We start from the raw sequence: 26,559 nt of genomic DNA on the forward strand, positions 1-26,559 counted from the left end.
TGCGACCACTTGCCGCATTCTACGCCGCGTTGCATCATCGATTGATATCGAGACCAGCAACAATGCCTCTTCAGATCTACAACATTGAATGCTTGCAGCTTGCTTAATCCCGATTTATGCAACAATATTTTGCCTGTGCAGCGCAACATCAACGCGCGGTATCTGCGATACTGGTTGACATGCATTGACTTCCCCTGTCTTGCATGCATCTTTCGGCCCGCCTTACTTTTTGGCGGGCCTTTTTTACTTAGGCCACACGCGCTGTACGCAAAACGTAAGGAAAGAACAGATGAACATCTCGATCGACACCCTGTTCGCTGAAGACGAACTTGCAGAGGGCGCCGTCGTTACGGCTCTCAATCACCAGGACATCGTTGTTGCGCTTTCGGCGGCCCTCGCCTCGGAACGCGTGGCGGTGCTCCACATGCTCTACCCGCGCACGGACGCTCGCACGCACAGCAGCCTCGACCACCTCGTCGACAAGCTGCGCGGCCACGGCCTGCACCAGGTTGCGCGCCTCGTCGCGCAGGAAGCGCACTACCTCGTGTTCAAGGACCCGGTGAAGGCATGGAAGGCCTTCCACGAAATCCGCAACGACTCGCTCGCTATCGGCGTGCACCTGTACTACGCAGGCCTCGTTGGCGAAGCCGCCGAGAACAAGCTCGACGCGCACGCGCACGGCCGCGACTAAGCGTTCAGCACGCTTGCCCGGTTTTTGCCCGGCTGACCGCGCCGCGATTGCAGCGGCGTTTCGGTCAGCCGAGCCGGTTGCCTATCTTTACCGTTTTTCGCGCGGATTGCGCCGCTTTTTTGCGCGCAGATTAATTCGGAGTGCCATGCTTTAGAGTTCGAATGAAAACGGCCGCATTGCGCGGCCGTCTCGTGGACATCGTGGGCTGGTGACGTCTCAGCGCCCGTGGCCGCTCGCGAAATGATCGATCAGATCATTGAACGCACCGGGGCGCGCCAAGTTCATGCCGTGCGAAGCGCCCTCCACCGTCGCGCGGCGCGCGTCAGGCATCCATTCTTCCAGCGCAGCTGCGGCGCGCTGGAACATCACCGGGCTCAGTTCCCCGTCGATCAGCAACACCGGGCAGCCGACCTCGGCGGCTTCCTCGCGCGTGTACGGCGCGAGCGGGTCGAGAAACTGCGGCCCGAGCGTGTGCGCATTGTCGATCGCCATCTGGCGGAACGAACGCGTGCTCTTGGCCCAGAAACCGGGACGGCTCACCGAATCGACGAACAGTTCCAGTCCTGCATCCACTTCGCCGGACTCGATCAGTTGCACCGCGCGGGCGCGCAATGCGTTGATCGTCTCGGGCAGCTTCGCGAGGCTCTGGCCTGGCTGCTGCACCGGGCCGCCCGGATCGGCGAGCGTAAGCGACTGCAGATGCTGCGGATAGCGGCGTGCAAAGTGGTACGCCACCGAACCGCCGCGCGAATGACCGATCACGTGCGCCGGTCCCGCGCCGAAGGCGTCGATGAACTGTGCGACTTCGTCGGCGTGACGGCTCCAGCTGAACGGCTCGGCGCCCGCGCTGTCGGGCGCGGGCCAATAATGCGTGAGACTCACGGAGACGCAACGGTAGTGCTCGCCCAGGCCCGCAAGCTGCGGCTGCCAGTAGCGATAGTCACAAAGCGACCCGTGGATGAAAAGGAGCAATTCGCCCTTACCGGTTTCGACATATGGCATGGGCTGCCCGCCGGGCAGTTCGACGAACGACCCGGGAGCGGGAAATACGGCTTGATTCACGGCTGGATGATGACTGACGAAAGCTGACGAAGGAACGGCGCAGACAACCTGCAAACGCTGCGGCGCCCGACGTAATTCAGGGTAACAAGAAAAGCGAAAGGCGCGTATTGTCGCACGAGCGCGCCCGGGCCGCCGGGCCTCGCTTTGAGCGGCCCCTGCGCGCGGGTTCCCGCAGGGATCAGTCGTAGGCGCTGAAGGCCGGCTGGTCTGCCGCCACGGCGCCCGCAGCCGCCGCGCCCGCGCCGCGCACGGCGCAGGTCAAGGGCGCATCGGCCACCCGCACCGGCACGCCCAGTTCGGCCGCCAGACACTGGTCGAGGCGCCCCAGCAGCGCGCCGCCGCCAGTCAGCACGATGCCGCTATCGGCGATATCGGTCACGAGTTCGGGCGGCGCGCTCTCAAACACCTGGCGCACCACGCCGATCACCTGACGCAGCGGGAAGGCCAGCGCATCGGCGATATCTTCGCTGGTGATTTCGATGGTGCGCGGCAGGCCGTCTTCGAGGCTGCGGCCCGTTGCGCGCAGGCGCTCGACGGGCTCGCCGCGCAGCGCGCTGCCGATCGTCACTTTGAGGTGCTCGGCGGTCTGCTCGCCCAGAATCACGCCGTAGAGATTGCGCACGTGCTCGATGATGGCGCGGTCGAACTGGTCGCCGCCCACCCGCAGCGAACCGCCGCACGCCACGCTGCCCAGCGCGATCACGCCCACTTCCGTCGTGCCGCCGCCGATATCGACGACCATCGATCCGGTCGCCGCGCTCACCGGCAGCCCGGCGCCCAGCGCGGACGCCAGCGATTCGTCGATCAAGTTCACGCTGGCCGCGCCCGATGCGAAAGCCGCTTCGCGGATCGCGCGGCGCTCGACGCGCGTGGCGTCGCCCGGCACGCAGACCGTGAACGCCGAACGGCGGCTGAGCAGGCGACGTGGCTTCGCCATCGCCACGAAGCGGCGCATCATGTGCTCGGCCGCGAGGAAATCGGCGATCACGCCGTGCGACAACGGCTTCACGGTTTCGAGATTCTGCGGCGCGCGCCCGACGAGCGCCTTGGCTTCCGTGCCGACGGCGGCGACGCTCGCATCAGCGCCCTTGCCTTTGATCTTGCGGCTCTTGTAACCGTTGCGCTCGAAGCAGACTACGGAAGGCTGGTCGAGCACGATGCCGCCCTCCGCCGTGTAGATCAGCGTATTGGCCGTGCCGAGGTCGACCGCCACCGAGTTGCGGTCGGCGTGGCGGGACAGTGTGTGCAGAAATGATGATTGCCGCGTGGCTCGGGCCATGTCGTCGTTGTGTATGAGGAGCGCGCGCGCCGGCGGCACGCTCCCGGAATCCGAACCCGGCGCTTCGTCGTCGAAACAATCGTTAGTGCAATCGTCTGAACAAATCGTAACGATAAGAAACAATCAGCTGAACTATTCAATCCCCGATTGAACGATTCTGCTGACGATTAACTCTTGGCGAATGATGCAACGCGCGCCGGGCGCATGGAGCCATGACGGCCCACTGGCTCTGTTTACGGCATCAGCCGGGCGAGACTTTAACCGCAACAGAAATAACCCGACAGCGTAAACGCGAAGTGTGGAAAAAATGCGTCAGGCCGCCATGTTGTGCGGCCTGAGCTGATTGACACGGCGGGACGGGCGTCGCGCGTGGAGGGGTTTTCTGGCGTGTAGTTAGCCCAGCACGCGCACCAGCGCATCGCGGCCCAGCATCGCGCCTTGCGCCGTGATCGTGTGACCGACGCCTGGCAGCGCGTAAGCGGCCACTGCATAGCCCGCGTCGCTGAACGCGGTCGCCGCACGTTCAAGTTCCTGCACGGGGATCACGTTGTCGTCTTCGCCGTGCACGAGCGTGAGCGGCGTGCGGTTCTGCGCGGACACCGGCGCCGAAAGACGTCCCGCGTAAGCGACCACGCCCGCGAAACCGGCGGGCTGCGTCGCTACCAGATAGAGCGACATGATCGAGCCTTGCGAGAAGCCCACCAGCGCAAGCTTATCGGCGCCCAGGCCCCAGTGCGCGAGTTCATCGGCGAGACGTTTTTGCAGCACCGGCGCGGCTGCGGCCACGCGTGCACCGCGATTCGCTTCGTTCACGTCGCGCAGACTGAACCACTGACGCCCGCCAAAGCCACCGTCGAACGGCTCGCTGCCGTCGAGCGAGGCGAACGCGACGCCGGGCAGCGCATCGCGCCACGCATCGGCGAGCGGCATCAGATCGCGGGCATTGCTGCCCACGCCGTGCAGCAGCACGACCAGCGCGCGTGGCGCGCCTTCGGCCGGCGCGAGACGCCAGCCACCATCGAATTGTTCCCAGCTCATTCTGGAGATCCCCTGTGGGCGTGTTTCTGACAAATGCGGACCCTGCGCGCGAGGGTCGATGTTGAAACGCCGGGCAGCGCGCTTGCGCTCCCCCGCGCCAGCCGCAAGGATACGCCGGGCTTGCAGATTGCGTCGGCGCGACCGCCAGGCGAAAGGCCATAGTCAGCACGACGCACGCGCGCACGGGCCGCTGCCAAGCCCCTTTCCCACGTGTGGCTGCTGACACCTGCCTGGATGGCCTTTGGCGATTGCGGTTATGCTTGCCGCAACTCCAGCCTGCCTCGCGCGGGCTTTTCCAGCTTTGCAGCACCGGTTTTGCATCACCGGATCACGCGGAGAAGAAGCTTGAACCAGCCAGCTGCCTCAGCCACGCCTCCCGCCCCGCCGGCCCCACCCGCGCCGCCGCCGCTCGAAGGCGGCCGGCTGATTCTCGCAACCGTCGCCGTGGCGCTGGCGACCTTCATGAACGTGCTGGACACCTCGATCGCCAACGTCGCCATTCCGACGATTTCGGGCGACCTGGGCGTGTCGGTGGACGAAGGCACCTGGGTCATCACGGTGTTCGCGGCAGCCAATGCCGTGTCGATTCCGCTGACCGGCTGGCTTACGCAGCGCTTTGGCCAGGTGCGCCTGTTCGTGGCGTCGATTCTTTCCTTCGTACTCGCCTCCTGGCTTTGCGGCATCGCGCCCAGCCTGCCCTTTCTGCTGATCGCCCGCGTATTGCAGGGCGCGGTGGCCGGCCCGCTGATTCCGCTCTCGCAAGCGATCCTCTTAGGCTCCTGGCCGAAGGACAAATCGTCGACGGCGCTCGCCTTCTGGGCCATGACCACGACGGTCGGCCCGATTGCCGGCCCCGCGCTCGGCGGCTGGATCACCGACAGCTACAACTGGTCGTGGATCTTCTACATCAACATTCCGGTGGGGCTGTTCGCGGGCTTCGTGACATGGAGCATCTACCGCAACCGCGAATCGCCCACGCGCAAGCCGCCCATCGACATCGTGGGCCTGGGTCTTTTGATCGCCTGGGTCGCGTCGCTGCAAATCCTGCTCGACAAAGGCAAGGACCTCGACTGGTTCAACTCGCCCCTGATCGTGGGGCTGGGCGTGGTGGCGCTGATCAGCTTCGCGTTCTTCCTCGTGTGGGAATTGACCGAAGCGCATCCCATCGTCGATTTGAGGCTATTCGGGCAGCGCAACTTCCTGGGCGGCACGATTGCGATTTCGGTGGCGTATGGCGTGTTCTTCGGCAATCTCGTGCTACTGCCGCAGTGGATGCAGGAATACCTGAACTACCGCTCCGTCGATGCGGGGCTGGTGACCGCGCCGCTCGGGATTTTCGCCGTGATTCTCGCGCCGGTCGTGGGGCGCATCCTGCCGCGCTCGGATGCGCGCATTATCGCCACCTGCGCGTTCGTGCTGTTCGCCGTGGTGTTCTTCATGCGCTCAAGATACGTGATCGAGATCGACACGTTCCATCTCGTGCTGCCCACGCTGCTGCAGGGCATTCCGATGGCGCTGTTCTTCGTGCCGCTTACCGCAATCATTCTGGCGGGGCAGCCGCCAGGCAGGATACCGGCGGCGGCGGGTCTGTCGAACTTCGTGCGCGTGTTCTGCGGCGCGGTGGGCACATCGATCTCGACGAACGCCTGGAACAACCGCACGGTGCTGCACCACGAACGTCTTACAGAACAGGCTTCGATCGACAATCCCGTGTTTCGCCAGTCGATCGAAAACACGCAGACGCTCCTGCATATCAGCGAGCCATCGGCGCGCGCGCTGTTCGACTTCCAGCTAACGACGCAGGCCGCGATGATGGGCCTGAACGACATCTTCTATATCTCGGCGATCATCTTTCTCGCCATCATTCCGCTGATCTGGATCACGAAGTCAACGCGCGGCGGTGGCGGCGGCGCAGCCGGGGCGCACTGAAACGCCAGTCTCCGGCGAAGCGTTGCGGCGAATACGGCGCGGGATCGGTGAACGGCGTTTCGCCCGTCATCATTTCCGCGACCAGACGCCCCGTCACCGGCCCGAGCGTCAGGCCATGATGGTTGTGGCCGAACGCGAACCACAGCCCCGCGTGGCGCGGCGCAGGACCGAGCACCGGGCGCATGTCCGGCGTGCAGGGACGCATGCCCATCCACGGTTTGTCATCGAGTCGCCCGCCTAGCCCGAACACCGGCCGCGCGGCGCGCTCGGCGGCGTCGAGCTGCGCATAGTTGGGCGGCCGGTTGCGCGTGGTCAGTTCCACGCCGGTCGTCAGACGCAGGCCGCGCCGCATCGGCGCCACCACATAACCGCCTTCGATATCCACCACGGGTCGCAATAACGGTGCGCCTGCCGCGCTCGCGTAGTGCATGTGATAGCCGCGCTTGGCCATCAGCGGCACGCGGTAACCCAGCGACGCCGTCACCTGATCCGACCACGGGCCCATCGCCACCACGGCGAGTTCCGCACCGAGCGGGCCCTCATCAGTCTGCACCTGCCAGCCGCTGCCTTGCGCGCGCAAGGTCTGCGCGTCGCCTTTCACGAACCGCCCGCCCTCGCGCACGAACAAGTCCGCGTAGCCCTTCACGAGCGCGCCGGGATCGGCCACGCTCGCCGGATCGATCCAGTGGATCGCGCCCGCATACCCTTCGCTGAGCGAGGCCTCGGCGGCGCGCAAGCCTGCGGCGTCGAAAGTCTCCGTGCGCAGACCATGCTCCGCGGCAAGATGCGTGGCCGCCTCACGCTCGCGCTCGAATTGCTCCGCCGAACGATACGCCTCCAGCCAGCCGACCGGACGCACGAGCGCCTGCAAGTCAGTGCGCGCGATCAGCGCCTCGTGCTCCGCGACGCAACGCGAAATGAGCGGCAGCATATCGCGCGCCGCGCCCGCCAGCCGCTGCGGCGCGGACTCGCGCCAGAACGTGGCAAGCCAGCGCGCGTAGGCAGGCAGCGAGCGCACGTCGTAGCGCAGCATCGTCGAATCGTTGCGCGCGAGGCGCAGCAGCGTGCGCCAGTCGCGCGGGAAGCCATACGGCACCACCGACGACGCCTCGATCAGCCCGGCGTTGCCGAAACTGGTCTCCTCGCCGGGCGCGCGCCGATCCACCAGCGTGACGCGCACGCCCCGCGCCTGCAGATGCAGCGCCACGCTCACGCCGACGATGCCCGCGCCGAGCACGATCGCGTCCTTGCTCATGCCATTCCTCTGGAGTCCATAGCAGTTCGTGAAGTTACCATCGATACCCCGTCACTTCGCGACGATGTCGCGGCCAAAATATTTCATCGACAGTTTTGCGAGCGTGCCGTCCTGACGCAGCGAATCGAGCGCCGCGACCACCTTGGCCCGCAACGCCGCGTCGTTCTTGCGCAGGCCGAAGCCGGTGCCCTCGCCGAGCGTGGCGGGGTCCTTGAGCGGCGCGCCCGCGAAATCGAAGCCCTTGCCCTGCGGCTTCGACAGAAAGCCGTCGGTGGCAGTCTGCACTTCCTGCACGGCCCCGTCCAGACGCCCCGCCGCGAGGTCCGCAAAAATCTGGTCCTGGTTCTCATAGGTGACGATCGACACGCCCTGCGACGCCCAATGCTTGCGCACATAGTCTTCCTGCGTCGAGCCTTGCAGCACGCCGATCTGCTTGCCCTTGAGGCTCGCCGGCGTCGGCTGCAGGCCCGCACCGCGCTTCGCCACCATCTGGATCGGCATGACGTAGACAGCCGGCGTGAAATCGATCTGCTGACGGCGCTTGTCCGTGATGTTCATCGCCGAATTGATGACGTCGAACTTGCGCGCTTCCAGTGCCGCGATCAGACCATCGAAGCTGTTCTCGACCCACACGCATTTGACCTGCATGCGCTGGCATACGGCATTGCCGATGTCGATATCGAAGCCCTGCAACTGGCCCGACGGCGCCTTGCTCTCGAACGGCGGATACGACGCCTCCACGCCGAAACGCAAGGTCTGCGGGTCCTGCGCGTGCGCCGCCGTCATCATGCCGAGTCCCGCGCCCAGCAGCGCAGCCAGTCCCGCGAGCCGCGCACGGCGCGCATAGCGAATCGTCTTTGTGTTCATCGTCGTCACCATATCGAAATGAGGTCTTGAAGGTCGTCATGAGGTCGGGCGGCGGGCCGCAGCCACACGCCGAATATAGACGAAAAATAAAAATAAAGTCTAGAATGGACAAAAAAGTCCACTCAGGAGCCGCACCATGAACGCAACGATCCTTCCGGGCGCGAGCGTCGCGCCGTTTATCGCCGATGCCGCGCAGGTTCGCGCCGCGCTGCCCGCCCTCGACGTGCGCGGCGCGCTCGCCGACATGTTCGGCTCGCTCGGACGCGGCAACGCGGTCCAGCCGCCGCAGACGCTCTCCCTCTTTCCGCAACAGGCGGGCGACTACATCACCTATCTGGGCGTGCTGGCCGAGGCCGGTGTGTTCGGCGCGAAACTCTCGCCCTACATTGCGGGCGTGGACGGCGCAAAGCCCATCATCACGGCCTGGACGGCGCTGATGTCGACCCAGACCGGCCAGCCGCTGATGTGGTGCGACGCCGCACTGCTCACGACCGAACGCACCGCGGGCACCACCGCGCTGGCCGTCGACCAGCTCGCGCCGCGCGAAGCGCGTCGCCTTGCCGTGATCGGCGCGGGCGACGTGGCGCTCGCGCATATCCGCCACGTCGCGCCGCTGCGCGCGTGGGACAGCATCGCCGTGTGGTCGCCTTCGCTCGCGGGCGATGCGCAGCGTGCCGATCAGCTCCGCGCCGTGGACGCGCGCGTGAGCGTCGCCGAAAGTGCCGTGGCCTGCATCGCCGACGCCGATGTCGTCATGCTCTGCACCTCGTCGGGCAAGCCGGTGATCGCGCTCGATGCGCTCACGAAACCGGCGCTCATCACCTCCATCAGCACCAACGTCGCCCAGGCGCATGAAATCGATCCGGCCGCGCTGCCCACGCTCGACGTGTATTGCGACTACCGTCGTACGACGCCGCACAGCGCCGGTGAAATGACGATTGCCGCGCGCGAGCACGGCTGGTCGCCGGATGCGATCGTCGGAGATCTGGGCGAACTCGCCAACGACGCCTGCCCGCGCCCCGGCTACACGCGTCATGTGTTCTTCCGCTCGATCGGGCTGGGCCTCGAAGACATGGCGGTGGCCTACGCGCTTTACACGCATCTGCGCGAACAGCAACATCGCGCGCCATGAGTCGCGCACAATAAGCAGTATCATCGTCGTCCTCTTCGATGCGACAGCCACGGTCCCCGTCCGATGCAGAAAACGAAATCCGCCAGCAAGAAAGCGCCGCCGCATTCCGCGTCGCGTGCGCGCCTGCTCGAACGCTACGCGCACGTCGCGGACAGCATCACGACGCTGTTCTTCCCGTTCGCCGAAGTGGTGATCCACGATCTCGCCGATCAGACCGTGGCGTATCTTTCGAACAATCTCTCGAAGCGCGAGATCGGCGACGATTCCGCGCTTGAGGATGTCGAGGAAACCACGCGCAACAAGCTGCTCGGGCCGTACGAGAAGGTGAACTGGGACGGCCGGCGCATGCGCTGCGTCAGCACGGCGCTGTTTGATGATGAAGGCCGCGCGGCGGGCGTCATGTGCATCAACTTCAACATTGCCGCCTTCGACGACATGCAGTCGACGCTCGATCTGTTCCTGCGCGGTGCGGGTGTGATCGCGCAGCCGGAAGAACTGTTCAAGGACGACTGGCAGGAGCGCATCAACACGTTTCTGCACGGCTGGCTGCGCGAGCGCCAGGTGGCGCTCAACGCGCTCACGCGCGAGCACCGGCGCGAACTCGTCGAGGCGCTTCATGCCGAAGGCGCGTTCAAGGGCAAGAGTTCGGCGAACTACGTGGCGAAGGTGCTGGGCATGGGGCGCGCCACGGTCTACAAGCATCTGCGCGAGATGAAGGGCGATGCGGGCTGAATGGCCGTTGATCGACGATTGATCGCCCTGGCCGCGATGGAGTCGCGCCGCAGCGGGTGAATCGCTACAATCGCCGGACTGCGGCGCGCGCCCGGCCGCGCCGCCCTTCTCGCGACGTCCATGAACTACACGCCCATCCTCGACGCGATCCATCGCGATCTGCAACCGCACATCGGCCGCGGCCGCGTCGCCGATTACATCCCCGAACTCGCCACGGTCAGCCCCAATCACTTCGGCATGGCGATCGTCACTGTCGACGGCCAGGTTCATCGCACCGGCGACGCCGACACACGCTTTTCGATCCAGAGTATTTCGAAGCTGTTCGCCTGCACGCTGGCCTTTCAGCTGATGGGCGATGCACTGTGGGACCGCGTGGGCCGCGAGCCGTCGGGCACCGCGTTCAATTCGCTGGTGCAACTCGAATTCGAAGGCGGCAAGCCGCGCAATCCGTTCATCAACGCGGGCGCGCTGGTCGTCACTGACGTGCTGTGCCGCCGCTTCGTGCAGGCGGAAACGGCACTGGTGGATTTCGTGCGGCGGCTGTCGGGCGAAGTCAGCATTGGCTACGACCTCAAGGTCGCGCAATCGGAACTCGCACACGCCGAGCGCAATCGCGCGATGGCGCATTTCATCGCCAGTTTCGGCAACCTGGAAATGGCCGCCGATGCGGTGATCGACGCGTATTGCCGTCAGTGCGCGATCTCGATGAGCTGCGTGGAACTGGCGCGCGCGGCGCTATTTCTCGCCAATGGCGGCGTCTCGCCCGCGAGCGGCGAGCAGGTGCTCGATGCCAGTTCGGCCAAGCGGCTTTCGGCGCTGATGCTGACTTGCGGCACCTATGACGCGGCCGGCGATTTTGTGTATCGCGTTGGACTGCCTGCGAAAAGCGGTGTGGGCGGCGGGATCGTCGCGGTGCTGCCGGGTGAATTCGCGGTGTGCGTGTGGTCGCCGGGGCTCGATGCGAATGGCAACTCGCAGGTGGGCTCGCTGGCGCTGGAGTGGTTGACTACCCGAACCGGGCAGTCGATTTTCTGATATCGCGCCGACGTTAGTGCCGATGCGCAGTGCAACGCTGCGTATCGGCTGGATGCTTTCCCGCCGCTGCGTGGGCTTCTCGTACCCCGGCCGTCACCGTTCAAATCCGCGCAGATCTGCGGACCTCTTCCTGTCCCGATTCCTTTTAATTGAATTTCATTTCAATTTCAAAAGCATATCCGCGCATCCGGTAAGGATTTTGAAATAAAAATCCCCTCGGCAACTCTGAATGTTACGTTATATCATTTCACTCCAATAAAGGACGACACGTCGCCGCCAGAAACATCGACCAGCATCGGGACCATGAACCACCGCACACTTGCCGCGCAGGCAGCCCTTTTGTTTGCTTCAGCCGTCACGACTCCGCACGTATGGGCCACGGAAATCAGCACCATCGGCGGCACGGTGCACGATGCAGGCGGCAAGCCCATCGCCAGGGCCGATATTGCGCTGACTGGCGCGAACGGATCGAGCGCCGGGCACACCACGACCGATTCGCGCGGACATTTCGAACTCCAGAATATTGCGCCGGGCACCTACGCGATCGGCGTGACCGCGGCAGGTTTCGCAAAGACTACCCAGATTGCGACGGCAGCATCCAGCACGCCCATCTCAGTGGCCATCGTGCTCGACAAGGACACCACGCTCGATGTCCAGGTCAAGGCCAAACGTCTTGACGAGGCGCGCAATGGACTGCTGCCGGAAACGGGCAGCAGCATCTACCGCATCACCCAGGCCGACATTCAGGCCATGCCGCAAGGCTCGAACACGCCACTCAATCAGGTGCTGCTGCAAGCGCCTGGCGTCGCCGACGATTCGTATGGCCAGTTGCATGTACGCGGCGATCACGCCGATCTGCAATACCGCATCAACGGCATCATGATTCCGGAGCCGATCAGCGGCTTCGGTCAGTCGCTCGACACGCGCATCATCGACCAGGTGAATCTGCTCACCGGCGCGCTGCCGGCGGAATATGGCTACCGCACTGCGGGTATCGTCGATATCCGCACGAAATCGGGCGATTTTGGCAATGGCGGTTCGATCGACGTCTATGGCGGCAGCCACCAGACGCTTCAGACCAGCGCCGACGTGTACGGTAGCAAAGGCGATTTCAGCTATTTCTTTAGCGGTTCGCTGGGCGAGAACAATCTGGGCATCGAATCGCCCACCGCTTCGCCAAACCCGATTCACGATCACACACGGCAAGGCAATGCGTTTGGCTATATGTCGTATCTGATCAATCCGCTCACGCGTGTGAGCGTGATGTTCGGCACCTCGGCGAATCAGTTCGAAATTCCCAACACGCCAGGCCTCACGCCTGCTTATAGTCTGGCGGGCACATCGACGTTCGATTCCGCGAATCTCAATGAAACGCAATCGGAACTCAACAACTTCGCCGTGATTGCGCTGCAGGGCACGAATGGCGCGGCACTCGATTATCAGGTCGCGCTGTTTACGCGTTACACCCGCACGCAGTTCAATCCCGATCCGGTGGGCGACCTGATCTTCAATGGCGTTGCTTCGAAAGATTTTCACAACGACACCGCAAACGGCCTGCAAGCCGATACGACGTATCGCCTGAACGATAGCCACACGCTGCGCGCGGGCCTACTGTTCCAGCAGGAACATGCGCAGTTCAATGACAGCGTCACCGTGTTTCCCGCCGACGCCGACGGCAACCAGATCTCCGACATTCCCTTCACGCTGGCCGATTCAAGCAGCAAAACGGGCTATCTTTACAGCGCCTATCTGCAGGACGAGTGGAAGATCAATAGTCGCCTGACGCTGAACTATGGCCTGCGCTACGACGGCATGGACGAGTATGTCCAGGCCAACCAGCTGAGTCCGCGCATCGGCCTTGTATTCAAACTCACGCCAACGACCACGTTTCACGCGGGTTACGCGCGCTATTTCACACCGCCCTCTTTCGAACTGGTATCGAGCTCGACGCTCAGCCGCTATAACGGCACGACGAATCAGAGCGCAGTCACCCAGAACGATCCCGTGCAACCCGAGCGCGACGATTATTTCGATCTGGGCGTGACGCAGCAGATTGGCGCGGACCTCACCCTCGGGCTCGATGCGTACTACAAGAAAGCGCACAACCTGCTCGACCTCGGCCAGTTTGGCGCGGCGCTGATTTATACGCCGTTCAATTACCGATATGGCCGCGTCTATGGCGTGGAATTCACGGCCAACTACAAGCACGATAATGTTTCCGCTTACCTGAATCTCGCCTTTAGCCGTGCGCAAGGCAAGGATGTCGATTCGGCGCAATTCAATTTCGGCGCGGACGAACTTGCCTTTATCGCCAATCACTGGGTCTTTCTCGACCACGACCAGCGCGTGACTGCCTCGTTTGGCGGCAGCTACGCATGGCATCAGACCACCTTCACAGCGGACGGCACAGTCGGCAGCGGCCTGCGCAGCGGCTTTGCCAACACAGGCAAACTGCCGCTCTATGCGCAGGTCAATCTAGCTGTGATCCAGCACTTCAACTTGCCGATGCTCGGCAAGGTCGACGGGCGTTTTGTCGTCGTCAATGCGTTTGGCAGAACTTATGAGCTTAGAGATGGTTCGGGCATCGGCGTGTTTGCTCCGCAATATGGGCCGTACCGCGCCTTTTATGCAGGCGTCACGAAATACTTCTGACCACGGTTAAACAGGAAAAGCATCATGCAAGACTGGCTGGGAATCGTGCAGGCGGCGCGTATTGGCGGATGGATGGTTTATCCGCTTAGCCTGCTCGCGATCGTCGCGCTCGCCATCGTTCTCGATCGTGCGTGGGTGTTCTGGCGCGTCGCGTCGTGGCGCGACATGCAGATGTTCGTGGGCGATCCCGTTGCATCGCAAGCGCGCGAAGCGCAGCTTTTACCGCTGCTTTTGAAGCTGCCTCCGCGGCATGCCGCGCGACGCCTGCTCGAACCGCTCATTGGCCACGCGGCGAAACCCGATTGGTGGATCGAAGCACGCGCGCAAGCGCTGGCCACCGACGTGCAACGCGACGTATCGCGCGGCTTGTGGGTGCTGGAGACCATCGTGACAGCTGCGCCGCTGCTGGGACTGCTGGGCACGATCGTCGGCATGATGCAGGCGTTCAGGTTGATCGGCAATCACGGCCTCGTCAATCCGGCGGGCGTGACTGGCGGCGTGGCGCAGGCGCTCGTCGCCACGGCCATCGGTCTGGTGATTGCGCTGGTTGCGCTATTCGCGTTCAACTATTTCTCGCGCCGCATTGAAACGCTGCTCGAAGACCTCGAAACGCTTGCCAACGTCTGGCTCGGCGAGATGCGGCTCGCGCGCGAGCGTACGGAGCGGGCATCGTGAAGCTGCGGCGCACTCGGCGCACGAAACGCGGGCGCATCGAAATCATTCCGATGATCGATGTGATGTTCTTTCTGCTCGCTACGTTCATGCTCACATCGCTGACGATGCAGCGTCTTGACGCGGTGAAGCTCGATCTACCGCAAGGCGAAGCGCAACCGCTCGCCACACAGCAAGCCCTCACGCTAAGCATCAGCCAGGACGGGCAAATCCAGATCGACCGTCAGGCTGTCGCGCTTCGCGATATTGCGTCCACGGTGCGGCGCAGGTTGCACGCGGACGGCGATGTTGTCATTGCCGCCGATTCCGGTGCGTCGCACGGGCTGGTGACGCAGGCCATGTTGCAGGCGCGCCAAGGCGGCGCCAGCCACTTTCTGATCGCGGTTCAGCGTGGCAGCTAAGAGTCCGGAGGTGGCGCGAAAGCGGGATCAGCCCAGGATGCGATTGACGGCGGTTGCGATGCTGGAGCTGCTGCTTGCGGCTGCGCTGTGGTCGGCGCTGGCCTCCGCTTTGCTGCGCCTGCTTGAACCGCCTGCCGCGCCAATGCCACCCGTCGCGCTGGATGCTCGCTTCGTCGAGATGCCTGCGCCTGCGCCAAAACCCGCCGCGTCGTCGCAGCCTCGTGTTGTCTCTCAGTCGCAACTTCCGTCGCACCCTCACTCGGCACCGACGCGGACCGCTCCACTGCGCACTGCGGCGGTCGTTCATCGGGTTGATTCTGGAGCAACGCCCGCTCCTGCCATTTCGTCGCCGCCATCAAAATTTAATACGGATTCCATATCATCGAATGCAACATCGGCCAGCGAGCCACAAGCTGAGCGTACAGCCACCGCAAGCGAGGAAGGCGCCGCGCGTCCGCTCCTTCAACCGCTGCCCGTCTTGCCCGACGATCTGCGCGAATATGCGTATCAAGCCATCGCGCTGGCGCGCTTCACCATTCATGCCGATGGGTCGGTCGATGTCGTCCTGACAAAGCCCACACAAAATCCGCGACTAAATCAGTTGTTGCTGGCAACGCTGCGCAACTGGCGGTTTTTTCCGGCGATGAAGAATGGACGCCCAGTCGAAAGCGAACAGGACATTCGCGTCCATTTCAACGTCGATTGAAGCCGCTGGCGCTGGAATGGTCGATTACCCGAATCGGGCGATCGATTTTCTGAGGATTCGCCGACGATGGTACGGATTCGCTGCGAAACACCCATGGATATTCCAGCAATCCGCGCATTGACCGGTAGCGGCGACATCATCTGCGTGGCTCGCAGCAAAGCAGCCACTTACGCGATGCTCGAAATCAGCGTACACCCACATGTCGTACGGTGTCCCTGTCGAGCGACCCAAACGCCACGGTCAGCTATCCTGGCATCGCCTTCCAGAATCACATTCGGATTTACGTCCGGATGCTGCGGACACTTCACGAGGTCCCCTTTGCGCGCGACACGGCGCCCACCGTAGCGCATGGTCTCCGAGGCGGTAATCACCTCACCTCCATGGTCAGTGGAATCGCCGAGTCGAATCAGATTAATCATGACGTCTCCTTCGCCTGGCGATCGCCGCAGGCCCCAAAGGGATTAACGAAATTTCCACCGTCACGGCGAGTTGAAGACCTGACTGCAATGCAGCTTTTCTCCGCCATCGATCGTCAGATCGAAATACGGCTTGTGATCGAAATGCTGTTCGTCCGCATCAGGATCGGGGATATTTCGAAACCGCTCGAAAACAAGCGTCTTTCCGTTCTGAAGTCGTATTGACATGAATTTCATCGACGGGTCGAATTTCGGCGTTCCCCACGAGACATCGATTGGCTTGCCCTCCGCTCTGGAGAGATAGATCGACAGCGCACTGCCCCACTGCTGGCGAGGGACCGACTTCATCAGGTCCTCGTCAGCCTGAGGTACGTTCACGCTCACGGAAAGCTTCTTTCCGCCCGGAGCCGCGCAGACAAATGCCTGATTGCCGCCGAAGCGTTGCTGAAACGCGGTGAAGGGGTCGGCGCCGCCCTGATCCGCGTGAGCGGTTGCCGACCAGCACGAAAATACCGTGCCGCACACCAAAAACCAGGCCTTCCATTTCATTTAACCCAGACTCCCGTCACTCTTCGACCCTTTCCAATAAGCGTGGGCGGTTCGCCCTTACGCATGACCCGGCTATTCGGGCTGATGTAATCGCTTGCGAACAAAGGCCCTGGCAATACGACCTCGGCATGACCATGCGTTGATCCGTCCGTCGTACCGTACACGATCACCGCCCCCTCGGGCGCGTCGTAGGGACTCTTGATATGCAAGGATGGATCGGCAAGGACGTTTCTGAATCCGGCCGCCTGAAGATCGATGCCAGCGTCCTTGGCTTCGACCTGCGCCGGATACGAATCGACCATGCCCGAAGCCAGCAGCCCGATTTTCACATACTTCCAGCACTCCATCGTCGACACGCCTGGGGGTTTCGCAACGCTATAGATCGGCTGCCCCAGCCTCGCCTTATGTGCAGCAACGAGCCCGCTGAAATTGGCATTGTGTCTACCGTCCTGTACTGGACTGGACTGGGTCACGCTTGCCGAACATATTGTGGTTGATGCCATGAAGCATGAGGACTTTCATTTCAGTATCTCGTTCTCGGTAAGTCTCAGTCGACTGGCAGTTCGACAACAGTGCCTGAGGTTGCTGCAGCTACGATAGCCTCTGTAATTCGCAGGTTTTTCAGTCCATCGCGCGCCGACACCAACGGCGCCGTTTCGCCACGGGCAACAGCGGCAAAATGCTCCATCTGATGCTTGATGGGGTCATCGCGGACCATCCCGACAACACCAACTTCGAAAGGCTTCCACCAGGAGCGGTCCTCACTTCGCGCGTAGGTTTTCAATCTCATCGTGGGAACGGCCAGACTTCCATTCGTACCAGCTACGAGATAGCAGTCTTCATCTTCATACGTCGGATATGACTTGTTTTCTTGCGAAGTCTGTTCCCAACTGCGCGCGCTCGCCGCAGTGTCCGAAAGCATGAAGGTGCCGAGTGCGCCGCTTGCGAACCGGAGATTGATTGCAACCGTATCTTCGACGGCGAAGTCCCGAGCCGTATGCGACTTGAACGCCTGCACCGCAACGATGTCGCCGCACAACATGCGCAGGTTATGCACCTCGTGAATCATGTTTAACAGGATGGGACCCGCGCCAATCTCCCGGCGCCACGGGGCATCGACAAAGTAGTGGTCGGGCTTCACGAACATTGCAGCACCAGTGACTGCCACGAGACGCCCAAGGACACCAGAGTCGACTACCTGGCGGGCCTTTGCCATGATGGGACTGTGCGCGCGGTGGTGACCAATCAAAATCGGCACACCAACCTCTTCCGCCGCACGCACAAGCGCCTGCGCCTCCGCGACCGTGGGTGCGATGGGCTTCTCAAGCAGCATCGGAACTTGCGCGTCAAGACACTGCAGTGAGTGAGCGACATGCAACTGATTGGGCGTCGCTAGCACAACCCCATCGGGTTTGTCCTTTGCAAACAGTTCGTCAAGCGTCGCGAACAACGGCACGTTGACCTGCTCAGCGAGCACTTTTGCTGCGGGCGACGGGTCGACGATTGCCGAAAGCGTACACGTCCCGCTACTGATTGCTGCACCAATGTGCGCCTGTCCAATATAGCCGGCGCCAGCGACGGCAATTCGGGGCTTGTTCATGCTGTGCTACTCCTTGAGGGTTGCGCCTATGCGCGTGATTGCTTAAGAGCCTGCTGGCGCATTTCCTGATACTCCGGGTTCCCAATCGGGCTTGAGTCGGGTTTCCCCAAGTCATCAAGAGGAGTACGACACGTTTCGCGAGCACTCCACGCCGCTACTGCTGCCACAAGCGTGATGACGAATGTCATTGCTCCAATGGTGGTCGGAATTCCCGTGGCTCCGGGCGGTGCCACTGCTGCGAAGAGTGCTGGAAGGAGCGCGGTGATAGCGATGCCAACGCTCTGAGCGATTGCAACTGCCGTCACTCGTGTGCGCGTGGGGAATAGTTCTGGAAAGAGACTCGGGAAGACTGCGTTGTAGCCTTGATAAAGCACGCCCCACATCAGGAGTGATATCGCGATTGCAAGCGGAACGCTCTTAATGCTGATGGCGTACAGATATGCAAACGAAAGCAGTCCGGACGCAATTGCCCCGACAATGACGGGCGGCCGTCGTCCTATCCTGTCCGAGAGATTGCCGACAAATGGAATCACCAATACCGCAACAATGTTGCCGACAACGGGTATCCACAGAAAAACGTCCTTACCGAAGCCAATGCCGTAGCCCGGCTGGACGGCATAGGCAGCGCCAAAGACCGTCGTCACAACCGGAATCACGTTCATCAATGCAATGCCGACTACACGAAGCATGTCTCGCCAGCTGTATTGGAACGCTTCGGAAATCGGCGAACGTGGCACTGCATGATTGCCGTCTTCCGCCTTGAAAGCTGGCGTTTCCTCGACTTTCCTTCTGATGATGTAGCCGGCGATGACGACCACGAAGCTCATCAGGAAAGGCACTCGCCAGCCCCACGAAATAAACGCGTCCTCGGGCATGTAGTGGGCGAGTGGAAGGAATACCGCGGCCGCCAGAATCTGGCCAGCCTGGACACCCTGAAGCGTAAAGCTCGCGTAGTACCCTCGGCGCCCGAACGGCGCGTGCTCCAGAATCATCGATGCAGCGCCCGAAATCTCTCCGGCAACGGCGAAACCTTGGATAAGGCGCATGACCATCAGCAAGGCGGGCGCGAAGATTCCGACCTGTTGGTACGTAGGCAAGAGCCCAACTGCCATGGTAGAAAAGCCCATCAAGAACATGCAGGTGACGAGGACCTTCTTACGCCCGTGCGTATCTCCAATGTGGCCAAGGAAAAACGCTCCCACAGGCCGCGCTACATAGCCGACGCCGTATGTCGCCAGCGACGCCACAATGGCAACGGTAGGGTTGCCCTTCGGAAAGAAAATTTGGGGAAAAATCAGCGACGCTGCGGTCGCGTAGATAAAGAAATCGTAGTATTCAAGCGCTGAACCTATCCAGCCGCTTGCTGCCGCTCGGCGCGTCTGGCGGGTCTGATGCAGCCTATCCGGCCCATGGCAGCTCTCCTGTCCCATCGTCTCGTCTCCATTTTTGTCGCCGCTTGTTCGACGTGCGGCTTCGTCTGGACACAAGGATAAAATCAACTACTGCGCTTACAATGCGTGCATCTTTCACTTCAATGCTTCCAAATCGTGAATAATGCATGGGACCTTATCGACCTTCGCGTCTTCTGTCAGGTTGCGCGGCGGTCGAGCTTCGTCGCTGCAGCAACCGACCTGGGGATTTCCCCTGCATATGTCAGCAAGAGAGTCGCCGATTTGGAACGAATACTTGGCGTCACTCTGTTCCACCGCACCACCAGAAGAGTGCGAATCAGTGATGTGGGCGAAGCGACCTACCTTTGGGCCCGCAAGGTGCTTGAGGCGGTCGACGGTCTAAACGACAGCGTTGCGAGGCCAGATACGACGCTCACGGGTCAACTGCGCATCAGTTCGAGTCTGCGTCTCGGACGCAGTCATCTCTCGCCAATCCTCGCGGAACTGAACCGCGCACATCCCGGCCTCGATATATGGCTCGAGCTGATGGACCGCCGTGTTGACTTGCTCGCTGAGGGTTTTGATATTGACGTACGGATGGGTGAAGTCGTCGAGCCACACCTGGTCACCCATCTGGTTGCCGAGGATTCCCGAGTCGTTTGCGCAGCACCTGAATACATTGAGAAGTTCGGAGCCCCGAAAACGGCAGCGGAGCTCGCGCATCACAGTTGCCTGCTCTATCGCGAGCGACATCAAACGTTCGGAGTCTGGCGACTGCAAGGGCCGCAGGGAACCGAGACCATCAAGGTTACTGGCCCCATGGGCTCGAATCACAGCGACATTGTGTTCAACTGGGCAGTCCAGGGCCGTGGCATTATTTTGCTCGCAGGCTGGGACGTCGCCGATGCGTTGAATTCCGGACAGCTCGTGCGTGTGCTCCCTGAATATCGTCAGGAAGCCAATGTCTGGGCAGTCACCGCTGCGAAGCTACAAACTTCCCCTAAGCTACGCGCCTGTACCGAATTCATCATGAAGCATTTACGGGACGGACCGTACGCATTAAATACAACGATACGGTAAGCGCGGTTCTGCTTGAACTATCAGTTCGTACGACGCCATGATGTCCGAACCACGTGATGGCCACCCGCGCAATCAGCGATTTCCAGCTCTGTGGTGATAGCGCGCGGCCAGTGTTGCCGAATCAACGGCAAGCGAGCAGTCGTCCAAATGTAGTGCGGGATGGGACTGTGTCATTGCAATTATCGGCTTCCGCAATGTGCGGAATCGCTCATCATGCGTCTGCGCTTGAGCCAGGTGCAGTGACATAACGCATCACTGTCTCGAGCACGCTCTTACGCCGGGTGGCGATTCGCTTACTCGACGCCGATGCTCCGAAAATCAGCGCAAAGGTCGGTCGGTTCGACACGTGGTGGAACGAGAGTGCGCTGATGGTTGTGTGTATGTCCACCGGGTCGATGCCTGGCCGAAACAAGCCCATTTCCACGCCACGCTGGTAGACGGTCTTCACGTCCTTCATCACCGAGGCATTCAGTTCGCGGATGACTTTTGACTGGCGCAGATACTCGCCATTGTTCATATTCTCCGCCATGACCAGCCGTACGAATTCGGGGTGGCTTTCGTGGTAGTCGAATGAGAATGTGACCATCGTACGCAGCGCGTCGAGAGGGTCCATGTCGAGCAGATTCAGTGAGGCTTCGGCTGTGCGGATGTCACGATATGCGTTTTCGAGCACCGCAAGATACAGCGCTTCCTTGTTCTGGAAGTAGTAGTAAATCATGAACTTGCGCGTGTGCGTCGCATCGGCGATTGCTTCGATGCGTGCACCGGCCAGTCCCTTTGCGGCAAACTCGTGTGTTGCGGCGGCGAGGATTGCCGCAGTCGTGCGTTCCGGGTCGTTCGTCCGCTTGCTGGTCTTCGCGCGCGACCGAGCAGCCGGCGCGCTCTCTGTATCCTTCGCCATTCGTTTCTTCCGCATTCTCAAAAGCACGCCGGTCGCACAGGATTGCGGCGGCAGGGCGAGATTTTAGCCCCTTTAAGAAATACGGAAGATTGACGCGGTGAAACGGCCGCCCGTGGACAAACGAACGGCGGCCTCGACGGTGCCGTTCGTTCACACTGTTAGCGGAGCTTCGCGACCTTGTCTGCCGAGATGGTCGCCGCGGGATTCCCGAACTGCGTGGTCACATAATTGACGAGCGTGGCCGCTTCCTGATCGGTCAGCTGGTCGGCGAATGCGGGCATTGCGATATATGCGTCGTTGGTTTGCCGGCTCACACCATGCATGACAACCATCGCAAGGTTATCCGCGCCCGACGCGCCCACCGCCGTGTTATGCATCAACGAAGGGTACGCACCTGCTGCTTGACCGCCCACCCCGGTACCCTGCCAACCGTGGCAGCTCGCGCAATTGCCGTTGTAGAGCGTTCGACCGTCGGCAGGCAACGTGGCGCCTAGCATTTGCAAGGGCTGATTTCGGATGGCGACGACCGTCTGAATGGGCGAACCCCATGCGAAACGTGGCTGCGTCTCGCCATCACGCTGGGCCGGTACATCGCGCAGGAATGTGACCATCGCCTTCAGGTCGCCGTCACTGAGGAACCGCGTACTGTTCTCCACCACCTCTGCCATCGGCCCTGCGGCATTCGCCTTGCCGTTTGCCGCACCACTGCGCAGGTAAGCCATCAGTTCGGCATCGCTCCAGCCGCCAATGCCGGAAATCTTGTCGGACGTGATGTTATAGGCCGTCCAGTTACCAAGCTGCGCACCGGCCAGGGCCTTGTCAGACAGACCTTGCATAAAATTGCGCGGCGTGTGGCATTCCTGGCAATGCGCCAACGCGCCGACCAGGTAGGCACCCCGATTCCATTCGACACTCTTCGTCGCGTCGGGCTGGAAGCGCTGCGACTTGAAGTTGAAGAGATTCCAGAACACCATCGCCCAGCGCTGGTTGAACGGGAAGGCCAGCGTGTTTGTAGGCGCGGGCTGTGCGACTGGTTTGACGGTCCTCAGATAGGCGCGAATTGCGAGGATGTCCGAATCCGTCAATTGCGTGTACGAGGTGTAGGGCATGGCCGGATACAGCCGCTTGCCGTCCTTCGATTTGCCTTCGCGCACCGCACTGATGAAATCAGCGTCGCTAAGTTTGCCGATGCCGTGCACCGGGTCGGGCGTGATGTTGGTCGAATAGATTGTGCCAAACGGCAGCGCGAATGGCACCCCGCCTGCATAAGGCTGGGCTTTGTTCGACGTGTGGCAGGCGATGCAGTCGGCGGCACGGGCCAGATATTCGCCGTGCTTGATTTGCGCCGCGTCGTCGGCTCGCGCGGTACCGGCAAAGGCAAGCAGGCCTGCAGCGACGCTCGATGCGAGCACGGCTGCCCCGGCACGGCGCCAGCTTTGAGCCGCGTTCGCCGCACGCCGCTGGACGGAGAACTTACGCATGCTTCATCTCCGCAATCAGTTTGTCAGCCAGGCGCATCGACAATGCAGCGAGCGTCAACGTGCAATTCACCGTGCCTGCACTGGCCATGGTGCCGCTCGACGCGATGAACATATTCGGATGGTCGTGCGAACGCAGGTCCTTGTCGACGACTGAATCGCGCGGGTCGTCGCCCATAATGAGCGTGCCCATAATGTGATTGTTGTTGAAGTATTTGTCGTCGAAACGCACCTCGGTGCCGCCGAACAAATCGGCAATCCGCGCATAGTGGCCGCGCGCGACCTTCGCCGCACGGTTGATGTAGTCGTCGATGCGGTAATGCACTTCCGGGCGCGGAATGCCCAGCTTGTCCTTGAATTCGGAACTCGCGGTGATGCGGTTCTCCGGGTCCGGAAGGATGTCGAAGAAGCTGTTGACGACCACCCAGCGCGAGCTGTATTCGCGGATTTTTTCGTCCAGTTCAGCGCCGTACACACCCTTTGAAATCAGGTAGTCGGTCACGGCCCGCATCGGCGAATAGTTACCGACGTTCAGCTTCATCGCCGAGTAATCCGAGCGGAAGTCGCCGTCGCGCAGATTGTTGATGCACGACAGGCGCATGGGTCCGCGGCCCGGCCACATCGGCTCAGCCGACAGGAACGTCACGGTCGTGCCAGGATGGTCCATCAGATTGCGGCCCACCTGGTCCGAGCGGTTGCCAATGCCGTTCGCGAAGCGGTCGCTCTTCGAGTTCAGCATCAGCTTCGGTGTTTCGATTGCGTTCGAGGCGAGCACGAAGAGCTTTCCCGTTACACGATGCGTCGTGCCGTTCGGGTCGAAGTAATGCACAGCCACAATGCGGTCATTCGCATCGTGCTCGATGCGATACACCACCGCGTTCGGCAGTAGCCGTGCTTTGGCTGCCTCGGCCTTGCGGATTGCCGTTTCACCGGTGTATTGCGCCTCGATTGGGCAGATAGGCATGCAGTTGCTGTTGCCGCAGCATGCAGGGCGTCCGTCGAACGGTGCTGAATTGCGCGCGGCGGGCTCCGTCACATGGTGATAGCCCGCCCGCTCGACCACTTCCTTGAACTTCTGGTCGAAATCAGACAACGCCAGCGCCGGCTGCGGATAGGGCTTCGAGCGCGGGGAGCCGAGGTCGTCGGGGCCGCCAACGCCCATCTCGACTTCCGCCTCGTAGTAGTACGGTTCGAGGTCGTCATAGCTAATCGGCCAGTCGCGCCCCACACCATATTTCGTCTTCAACTTCATGTCGTTCGGCAGCAGGCGCCACGACTGCGCCGACCAGTGCCAGGTGGTGCCGCCGACCATGCGCAAATAGCCGGCCTTGTAGGGCTCGGGGCCACGCTGAACGAGATAGTCGTTGTTTGGCGAATACTGCGGATGCGGCGCATGCGCTGTCGGCGGATACGGCGACTGGAAATCCGATTTGAACGGACTGTTACGATAGTTCTCGACGATGCGCCAGCGGTCGATGCGCGGGCCCGCTTCGAGCATCAGGACGTCGATACCGGCCTTGGCAAGCTTCTGCGCAATCTGTCCGGCCGCGATGCCGGCGCCGACAATCACGACGTCGGCGGAAATATTCGTTGTCATGGGTAGGGTAAAAGATTAGCGAGACAGCACGGGCGCTTTGGCCCAGTAACCGGGCACGCCGCGCGCGAAGCTCGGCATCACAATGACATCGGCGATGGGTGGATACATCAGCGCCTGTTCGTAGGCCACGGTGCGTGCTTTCGCCCCGCTGCCGACGACACCGAGATACCAGCCCGTCACTACCCGCCGGGGCAGCGCCGCCAGGGCAGACTGCTGCGCATCGAGCAGAGCTTGCAAGGCACCGGCAGGCGTTTTTGTAGACGACACGAGCGTGTCGAGTGCGGCCACCTGGCTGGCGAAATCGGCATCCTGCTCGCTCAACCCCGCAAAAATCGCCCGGCCGATACTTTCATCGAGTTGCGCCTTCGCCGTCAGATATTTTGAAAGCAAAATGAAGGCATTAAAAGAACGCTCAGTCGCCGAATCGGGCAACGGCGAAGCCATCGCGGCCGGTATGACCACGCTGGGAAGCCAGGCCGTGACGCCAGCCACGGCGAACGAACTCACGCCAAACAGGAAATGACGCCGGGATGGAGCGAACGACGGTCGTCGGGACAATCGTGGGGGTTTCATAACGCTGCCTTTAACTTGAATGACGACTGCATCGCTCGGCCTTGCCAAGTTTTTCGCCCGTCGCCTCTAAAACAAACATAACGTTTGGTATGTTTTGGCGGGATTCTACCCGAATCCGAAATCGAGCGATGGCCCAGAAAGACCGCCAAGGCACCATCCAGCTTATAGGGTCGGTCGGGAATCCCGCCTTGGCGCCGTTCTGCGCAGGCGAGAGCAACATTCAAAGCAGCAGAAGTTCCTACTGATTGCTGTCAAGCCACCAGGCAGGTGCTAGCGGTCAACGAGCCGTTGGGTAACAAGTTGGCGGACCTCCCCCTCGCATTGCCAGCGTGCGCAGCTCATCGACGCTTGTCGCGCGCTCTTATTCACGCACTCGATTACCATTCCCGCAGACTGAGTCAGACCTCGTGCGGCTCTTCAACCTTAACAGTGGCTGATTCCTCGACTACCAGAAACCTGTGGTCCAGCAGCTTCACGCGCAGAGCGTCGCCTACATCTCTCAGGGCGCAGGCTGCGCGTGAAGCTGCCGACTCGCTACAGGTCGCCGAACTGGGGTTCGATCGCCTTCAGCCAGGCTGGGCAGAAAATTCAGGGCGATTGTGTGTCCGGCTGCAATCTGCAGACTCTTTCCGCCAATTCGCTGCTCGGTGCGAATGACCGCTCGAGTGTCGTAAAGGCGAGCCAACACGTCATCTGCTTCTTCGCGAAAGAGCTGCCCTGCGGGCGTGTACCGGCGGGAAACTGCTCCGGTCAATCAAAGCTGCTCCGACCCACTGCTCTAGCGACTGGATTCTGCGGCTGAAGCCCGATTGAGTTACGTTGCGGAACTTGGCCGCGCGCGAAAAACTCTGGTATTGGGCCAGAGCAACAAAGTCCTCAATCCACTTAATTTCCATAGACATCCACCGTCGCTTCTCGTCGTTGACCAAGCTGGTCATCAATCGCTATTAGAACGCGGCGATTCGACAGGACATGTGGACATGCAATCGCACGACAAGACGAACTTCTTGCCCCGGACCGCCCTATCACCCGAGGCAACCGGCTCGTTGAGTCTTCTGGGGTAATAGGTACGTTTGGCTCAGAAGACGAAGCCCAGAGCGCCGGTTTGGAGTGGGCTCTTGCCTGGGTCGACCAGCACGGATAGTTACGGTGCATCGGCACCGTAGCAATCAGATTCCGCGCGCGGCGCTCGTTGCTCGCCAGTTGCGGCGCGCGTACATATTGGATTTAGTTTGTCCGCTGGAATTCTTCCATTGTCATCCAGTGCCGGAAACTCCGCAGAACGCTGGCGCCGCTTGTGACATCAGAGCGCCAGTTGGCGTTATGAGGGAGGATTGAAGCTCTATCGTGCCCTGACACTCGGCAAGAAAATATACTCAAATTGCATAATTAATCAACGTACCAACAATAATTTACCCGCCCACAATTTACATTTTTCATTCATTTTAATTTCATTTTATTTACCACCAAACCACCATCCATCTTTTCAAATAACCTATCAATTCAAAGCATTGCTGCAATCT

Annotated in this window: 24 protein-coding genes and 2 pseudogenes; 11 read left to right on the plus strand and 15 right to left on the minus strand. The window is 61.4% G+C overall.

Annotated elements, in window-relative coordinates; translation table 11 throughout:
- Nucleotides 1-289: 289 nt before the first annotated feature.
- Nucleotides 290-691, plus strand: a complete 402-nt coding sequence (locus F3J17_RS18560) for a hypothetical protein (RefSeq protein ID WP_167061714.1) — start codon at nucleotides 290-292, stop codon at nucleotides 689-691.
- A gap of 216 nt (nucleotides 692-907) precedes the next feature.
- Here the strand turns inward: F3J17_RS18560 and F3J17_RS18565 are convergent, their stop codons facing one another.
- The 3 genes from F3J17_RS18565 to F3J17_RS18575 all read right to left on the minus strand — a co-directional run bounded on the left by F3J17_RS18565 (nucleotide 908) and on the right by F3J17_RS18575 (nucleotide 4,070).
- The gene (locus F3J17_RS18565; RefSeq protein WP_167061840.1) at nucleotides 908-1,693 is read right to left on the minus strand and encodes an alpha/beta hydrolase; all 786 of its coding nucleotides are present in this window, start codon (nucleotides 1,691-1,693) and stop codon (nucleotides 908-910) included.
- Nucleotides 1,694-1,931: 238 nt separating this feature from the next.
- Nucleotides 1,932-3,032 (minus strand): rod shape-determining protein, encoded by a 1,101-nt coding sequence (locus F3J17_RS18570; RefSeq protein WP_167061716.1) that lies wholly within the window; start codon nucleotides 3,030-3,032, stop codon nucleotides 1,932-1,934.
- Between the two features lie 393 nt (nucleotides 3,033-3,425).
- Complete coding sequence (locus F3J17_RS18575) at nucleotides 3,426-4,070, minus strand: dienelactone hydrolase family protein (protein WP_167061719.1); 645 nt, start codon at nucleotides 4,068-4,070, stop codon at nucleotides 3,426-3,428.
- A gap of 345 nt (nucleotides 4,071-4,415) precedes the next feature.
- On the opposite strand from F3J17_RS18575, the gene F3J17_RS18580 reads away from it, so the two are divergent.
- A complete protein-coding gene (locus F3J17_RS18580; protein ID WP_167061722.1) occupies nucleotides 4,416-5,999 on the plus strand; it encodes a DHA2 family efflux MFS transporter permease subunit in 1,584 nt (527 codons plus the stop codon).
- Between the two features lie 16 nt (nucleotides 6,000-6,015).
- On the opposite strand, the pseudogene F3J17_RS18585 reads toward F3J17_RS18580, so the two are convergent.
- Both F3J17_RS18585 and F3J17_RS18590 read right to left on the minus strand, forming a co-directional pair.
- Nucleotides 6,016-7,254, minus strand: a pseudogene (locus F3J17_RS18585) (FAD-dependent oxidoreductase); the annotation flags it as partial.
- A 51-nt stretch (nucleotides 7,255-7,305) separates the two neighbouring features.
- Nucleotides 7,306-8,043, minus strand: coding sequence for an ABC transporter substrate-binding protein (locus F3J17_RS18590; protein ID WP_240161056.1), 738 nt, complete (start codon nucleotides 8,041-8,043; stop codon nucleotides 7,306-7,308).
- Between the two features lie 214 nt (nucleotides 8,044-8,257).
- Between F3J17_RS18590 and F3J17_RS18595 the strand changes: the two genes are divergently transcribed.
- The 7 genes from F3J17_RS18595 (at nucleotide 8,258) to F3J17_RS18625 (ending at nucleotide 15,451) form a co-directional block, all read left to right on the plus strand.
- Nucleotides 8,258-9,253 carry an ornithine cyclodeaminase family protein gene (locus tag F3J17_RS18595; RefSeq protein ID WP_167061731.1) on the plus strand — a complete coding sequence of 332 codons (996 nt, stop codon included), beginning with the start codon at nucleotides 8,258-8,260 and terminating at the stop codon, nucleotides 9,251-9,253.
- A 63-nt stretch (nucleotides 9,254-9,316) separates the two neighbouring features.
- Nucleotides 9,317-9,985: a PAS domain-containing protein gene (locus F3J17_RS18600; RefSeq protein WP_167061734.1), complete on the plus strand. Its 669-nt coding sequence runs from the start codon at nucleotides 9,317-9,319 to the stop codon at nucleotides 9,983-9,985.
- A gap of 120 nt (nucleotides 9,986-10,105) precedes the next feature.
- On the plus strand, nucleotides 10,106-11,020 hold the full coding sequence (locus F3J17_RS18605; RefSeq protein ID WP_167061737.1) for a glutaminase: 915 nt from the start codon (nucleotides 10,106-10,108) through the stop codon (nucleotides 11,018-11,020).
- A 303-nt stretch (nucleotides 11,021-11,323) separates the two neighbouring features.
- Entirely contained in the window at nucleotides 11,324-13,672 is a 2,349-nt protein-coding gene (locus F3J17_RS18610) for a TonB-dependent receptor (protein ID WP_167061740.1), read from the plus strand.
- 24 nt (nucleotides 13,673-13,696) lie between these two features.
- Nucleotides 13,697-14,347: a MotA/TolQ/ExbB proton channel family protein gene (locus tag F3J17_RS18615; protein ID WP_167061743.1), complete on the plus strand. Its 651-nt coding sequence runs from the start codon at nucleotides 13,697-13,699 to the stop codon at nucleotides 14,345-14,347.
- Complete coding sequence (locus F3J17_RS18620; protein ID WP_167061746.1) at nucleotides 14,344-14,745, plus strand: biopolymer transporter ExbD; 402 nt, start codon at nucleotides 14,344-14,346, stop codon at nucleotides 14,743-14,745. Before F3J17_RS18615 ends, F3J17_RS18620 begins: the two co-directional genes overlap by 4 nt.
- 58 nt (nucleotides 14,746-14,803) lie before the next feature.
- Nucleotides 14,804-15,451 (plus strand): TonB family protein, encoded by a 648-nt coding sequence (locus F3J17_RS18625; protein ID WP_240161044.1) that lies wholly within the window; start codon nucleotides 14,804-14,806, stop codon nucleotides 15,449-15,451.
- A 167-nt stretch (nucleotides 15,452-15,618) separates the two neighbouring features.
- Here F3J17_RS18625 and F3J17_RS18630 read toward each other — a convergent pair whose 3' ends face one another.
- The 5 genes from F3J17_RS18630 to F3J17_RS18650 form a co-directional block, all read right to left on the minus strand.
- Nucleotides 15,619-15,870, minus strand: coding sequence for a PAAR domain-containing protein (locus F3J17_RS18630; protein WP_167061749.1), 252 nt, complete (start codon nucleotides 15,868-15,870; stop codon nucleotides 15,619-15,621).
- A 60-nt stretch (nucleotides 15,871-15,930) separates the two neighbouring features.
- Complete coding sequence (locus F3J17_RS18635; protein WP_167061752.1) at nucleotides 15,931-16,416, minus strand: hypothetical protein; 486 nt, start codon at nucleotides 16,414-16,416, stop codon at nucleotides 15,931-15,933.
- A complete protein-coding gene (locus F3J17_RS18640; protein ID WP_167061755.1) occupies nucleotides 16,413-16,763 on the minus strand; it encodes a hypothetical protein in 351 nt (116 codons plus the stop codon). Before F3J17_RS18640 ends, F3J17_RS18635 begins: the two co-directional genes overlap by 4 nt.
- 200 nt (nucleotides 16,764-16,963) lie before the next feature.
- Nucleotides 16,964-18,016, minus strand: coding sequence for a Gfo/Idh/MocA family oxidoreductase (locus F3J17_RS18645; RefSeq protein WP_167061758.1), 1,053 nt, complete (start codon nucleotides 18,014-18,016; stop codon nucleotides 16,964-16,966).
- 26 nt (nucleotides 18,017-18,042) lie between these two features.
- Nucleotides 18,043-19,446, minus strand: coding sequence for an MFS transporter (locus tag F3J17_RS18650; protein ID WP_167061761.1), 1,404 nt, complete (start codon nucleotides 19,444-19,446; stop codon nucleotides 18,043-18,045).
- A 117-nt stretch (nucleotides 19,447-19,563) separates the two neighbouring features.
- Here F3J17_RS18650 and F3J17_RS18655 point away from each other — a divergent pair, with 117 nt between their 5' ends.
- The gene (locus F3J17_RS18655; RefSeq protein ID WP_167061764.1) at nucleotides 19,564-20,487 is read left to right on the plus strand and encodes a LysR substrate-binding domain-containing protein; all 924 of its coding nucleotides are present in this window, start codon (nucleotides 19,564-19,566) and stop codon (nucleotides 20,485-20,487) included.
- Between the two features lie 211 nt (nucleotides 20,488-20,698).
- Here the strand turns inward: F3J17_RS18655 and F3J17_RS18660 are convergent, their stop codons facing one another.
- The 5 genes and pseudogenes from F3J17_RS18660 to F3J17_RS18680 all read right to left on the minus strand — a co-directional run.
- Entirely contained in the window at nucleotides 20,699-21,388 is a 690-nt protein-coding gene (locus F3J17_RS18660; protein ID WP_167061767.1) for a TetR/AcrR family transcriptional regulator, read from the minus strand.
- A 158-nt stretch (nucleotides 21,389-21,546) separates the two neighbouring features.
- Nucleotides 21,547-22,869, minus strand: coding sequence for a cytochrome c (locus F3J17_RS18665; RefSeq protein ID WP_167061770.1), 1,323 nt, complete (start codon nucleotides 22,867-22,869; stop codon nucleotides 21,547-21,549).
- The gene (locus F3J17_RS18670; RefSeq protein WP_167061773.1) at nucleotides 22,862-24,463 is read right to left on the minus strand and encodes a GMC family oxidoreductase; all 1,602 of its coding nucleotides are present in this window, start codon (nucleotides 24,461-24,463) and stop codon (nucleotides 22,862-22,864) included. Before F3J17_RS18670 ends, F3J17_RS18665 begins: the two co-directional genes overlap by 8 nt.
- A gap of 15 nt (nucleotides 24,464-24,478) precedes the next feature.
- A complete protein-coding gene (locus F3J17_RS18675; RefSeq protein WP_205194850.1) occupies nucleotides 24,479-25,036 on the minus strand; it encodes a sorbitol dehydrogenase family protein in 558 nt (185 codons plus the stop codon).
- 537 nt (nucleotides 25,037-25,573) lie between these two features.
- Nucleotides 25,574-25,932, minus strand: a pseudogene (locus tag F3J17_RS18680) (LysR family transcriptional regulator); the annotation flags it as partial.
- A gap of 44 nt (nucleotides 25,933-25,976) precedes the next feature.
- Here F3J17_RS18680 and F3J17_RS36610 point away from each other — a divergent pair.
- On the plus strand, nucleotides 25,977-26,180 hold the full coding sequence (locus F3J17_RS36610) for a hypothetical protein (RefSeq protein ID WP_167061842.1): 204 nt from the start codon (nucleotides 25,977-25,979) through the stop codon (nucleotides 26,178-26,180).
- The last annotated feature ends 379 nt before the right edge of the window (nucleotides 26,181-26,559 follow it).

Source organism: Burkholderia sp. Ax-1719 (assembly GCF_011753055.1).
In the GTDB taxonomy this organism is placed as follows: domain Bacteria; phylum Pseudomonadota; class Gammaproteobacteria; order Burkholderiales; family Burkholderiaceae; genus Paraburkholderia.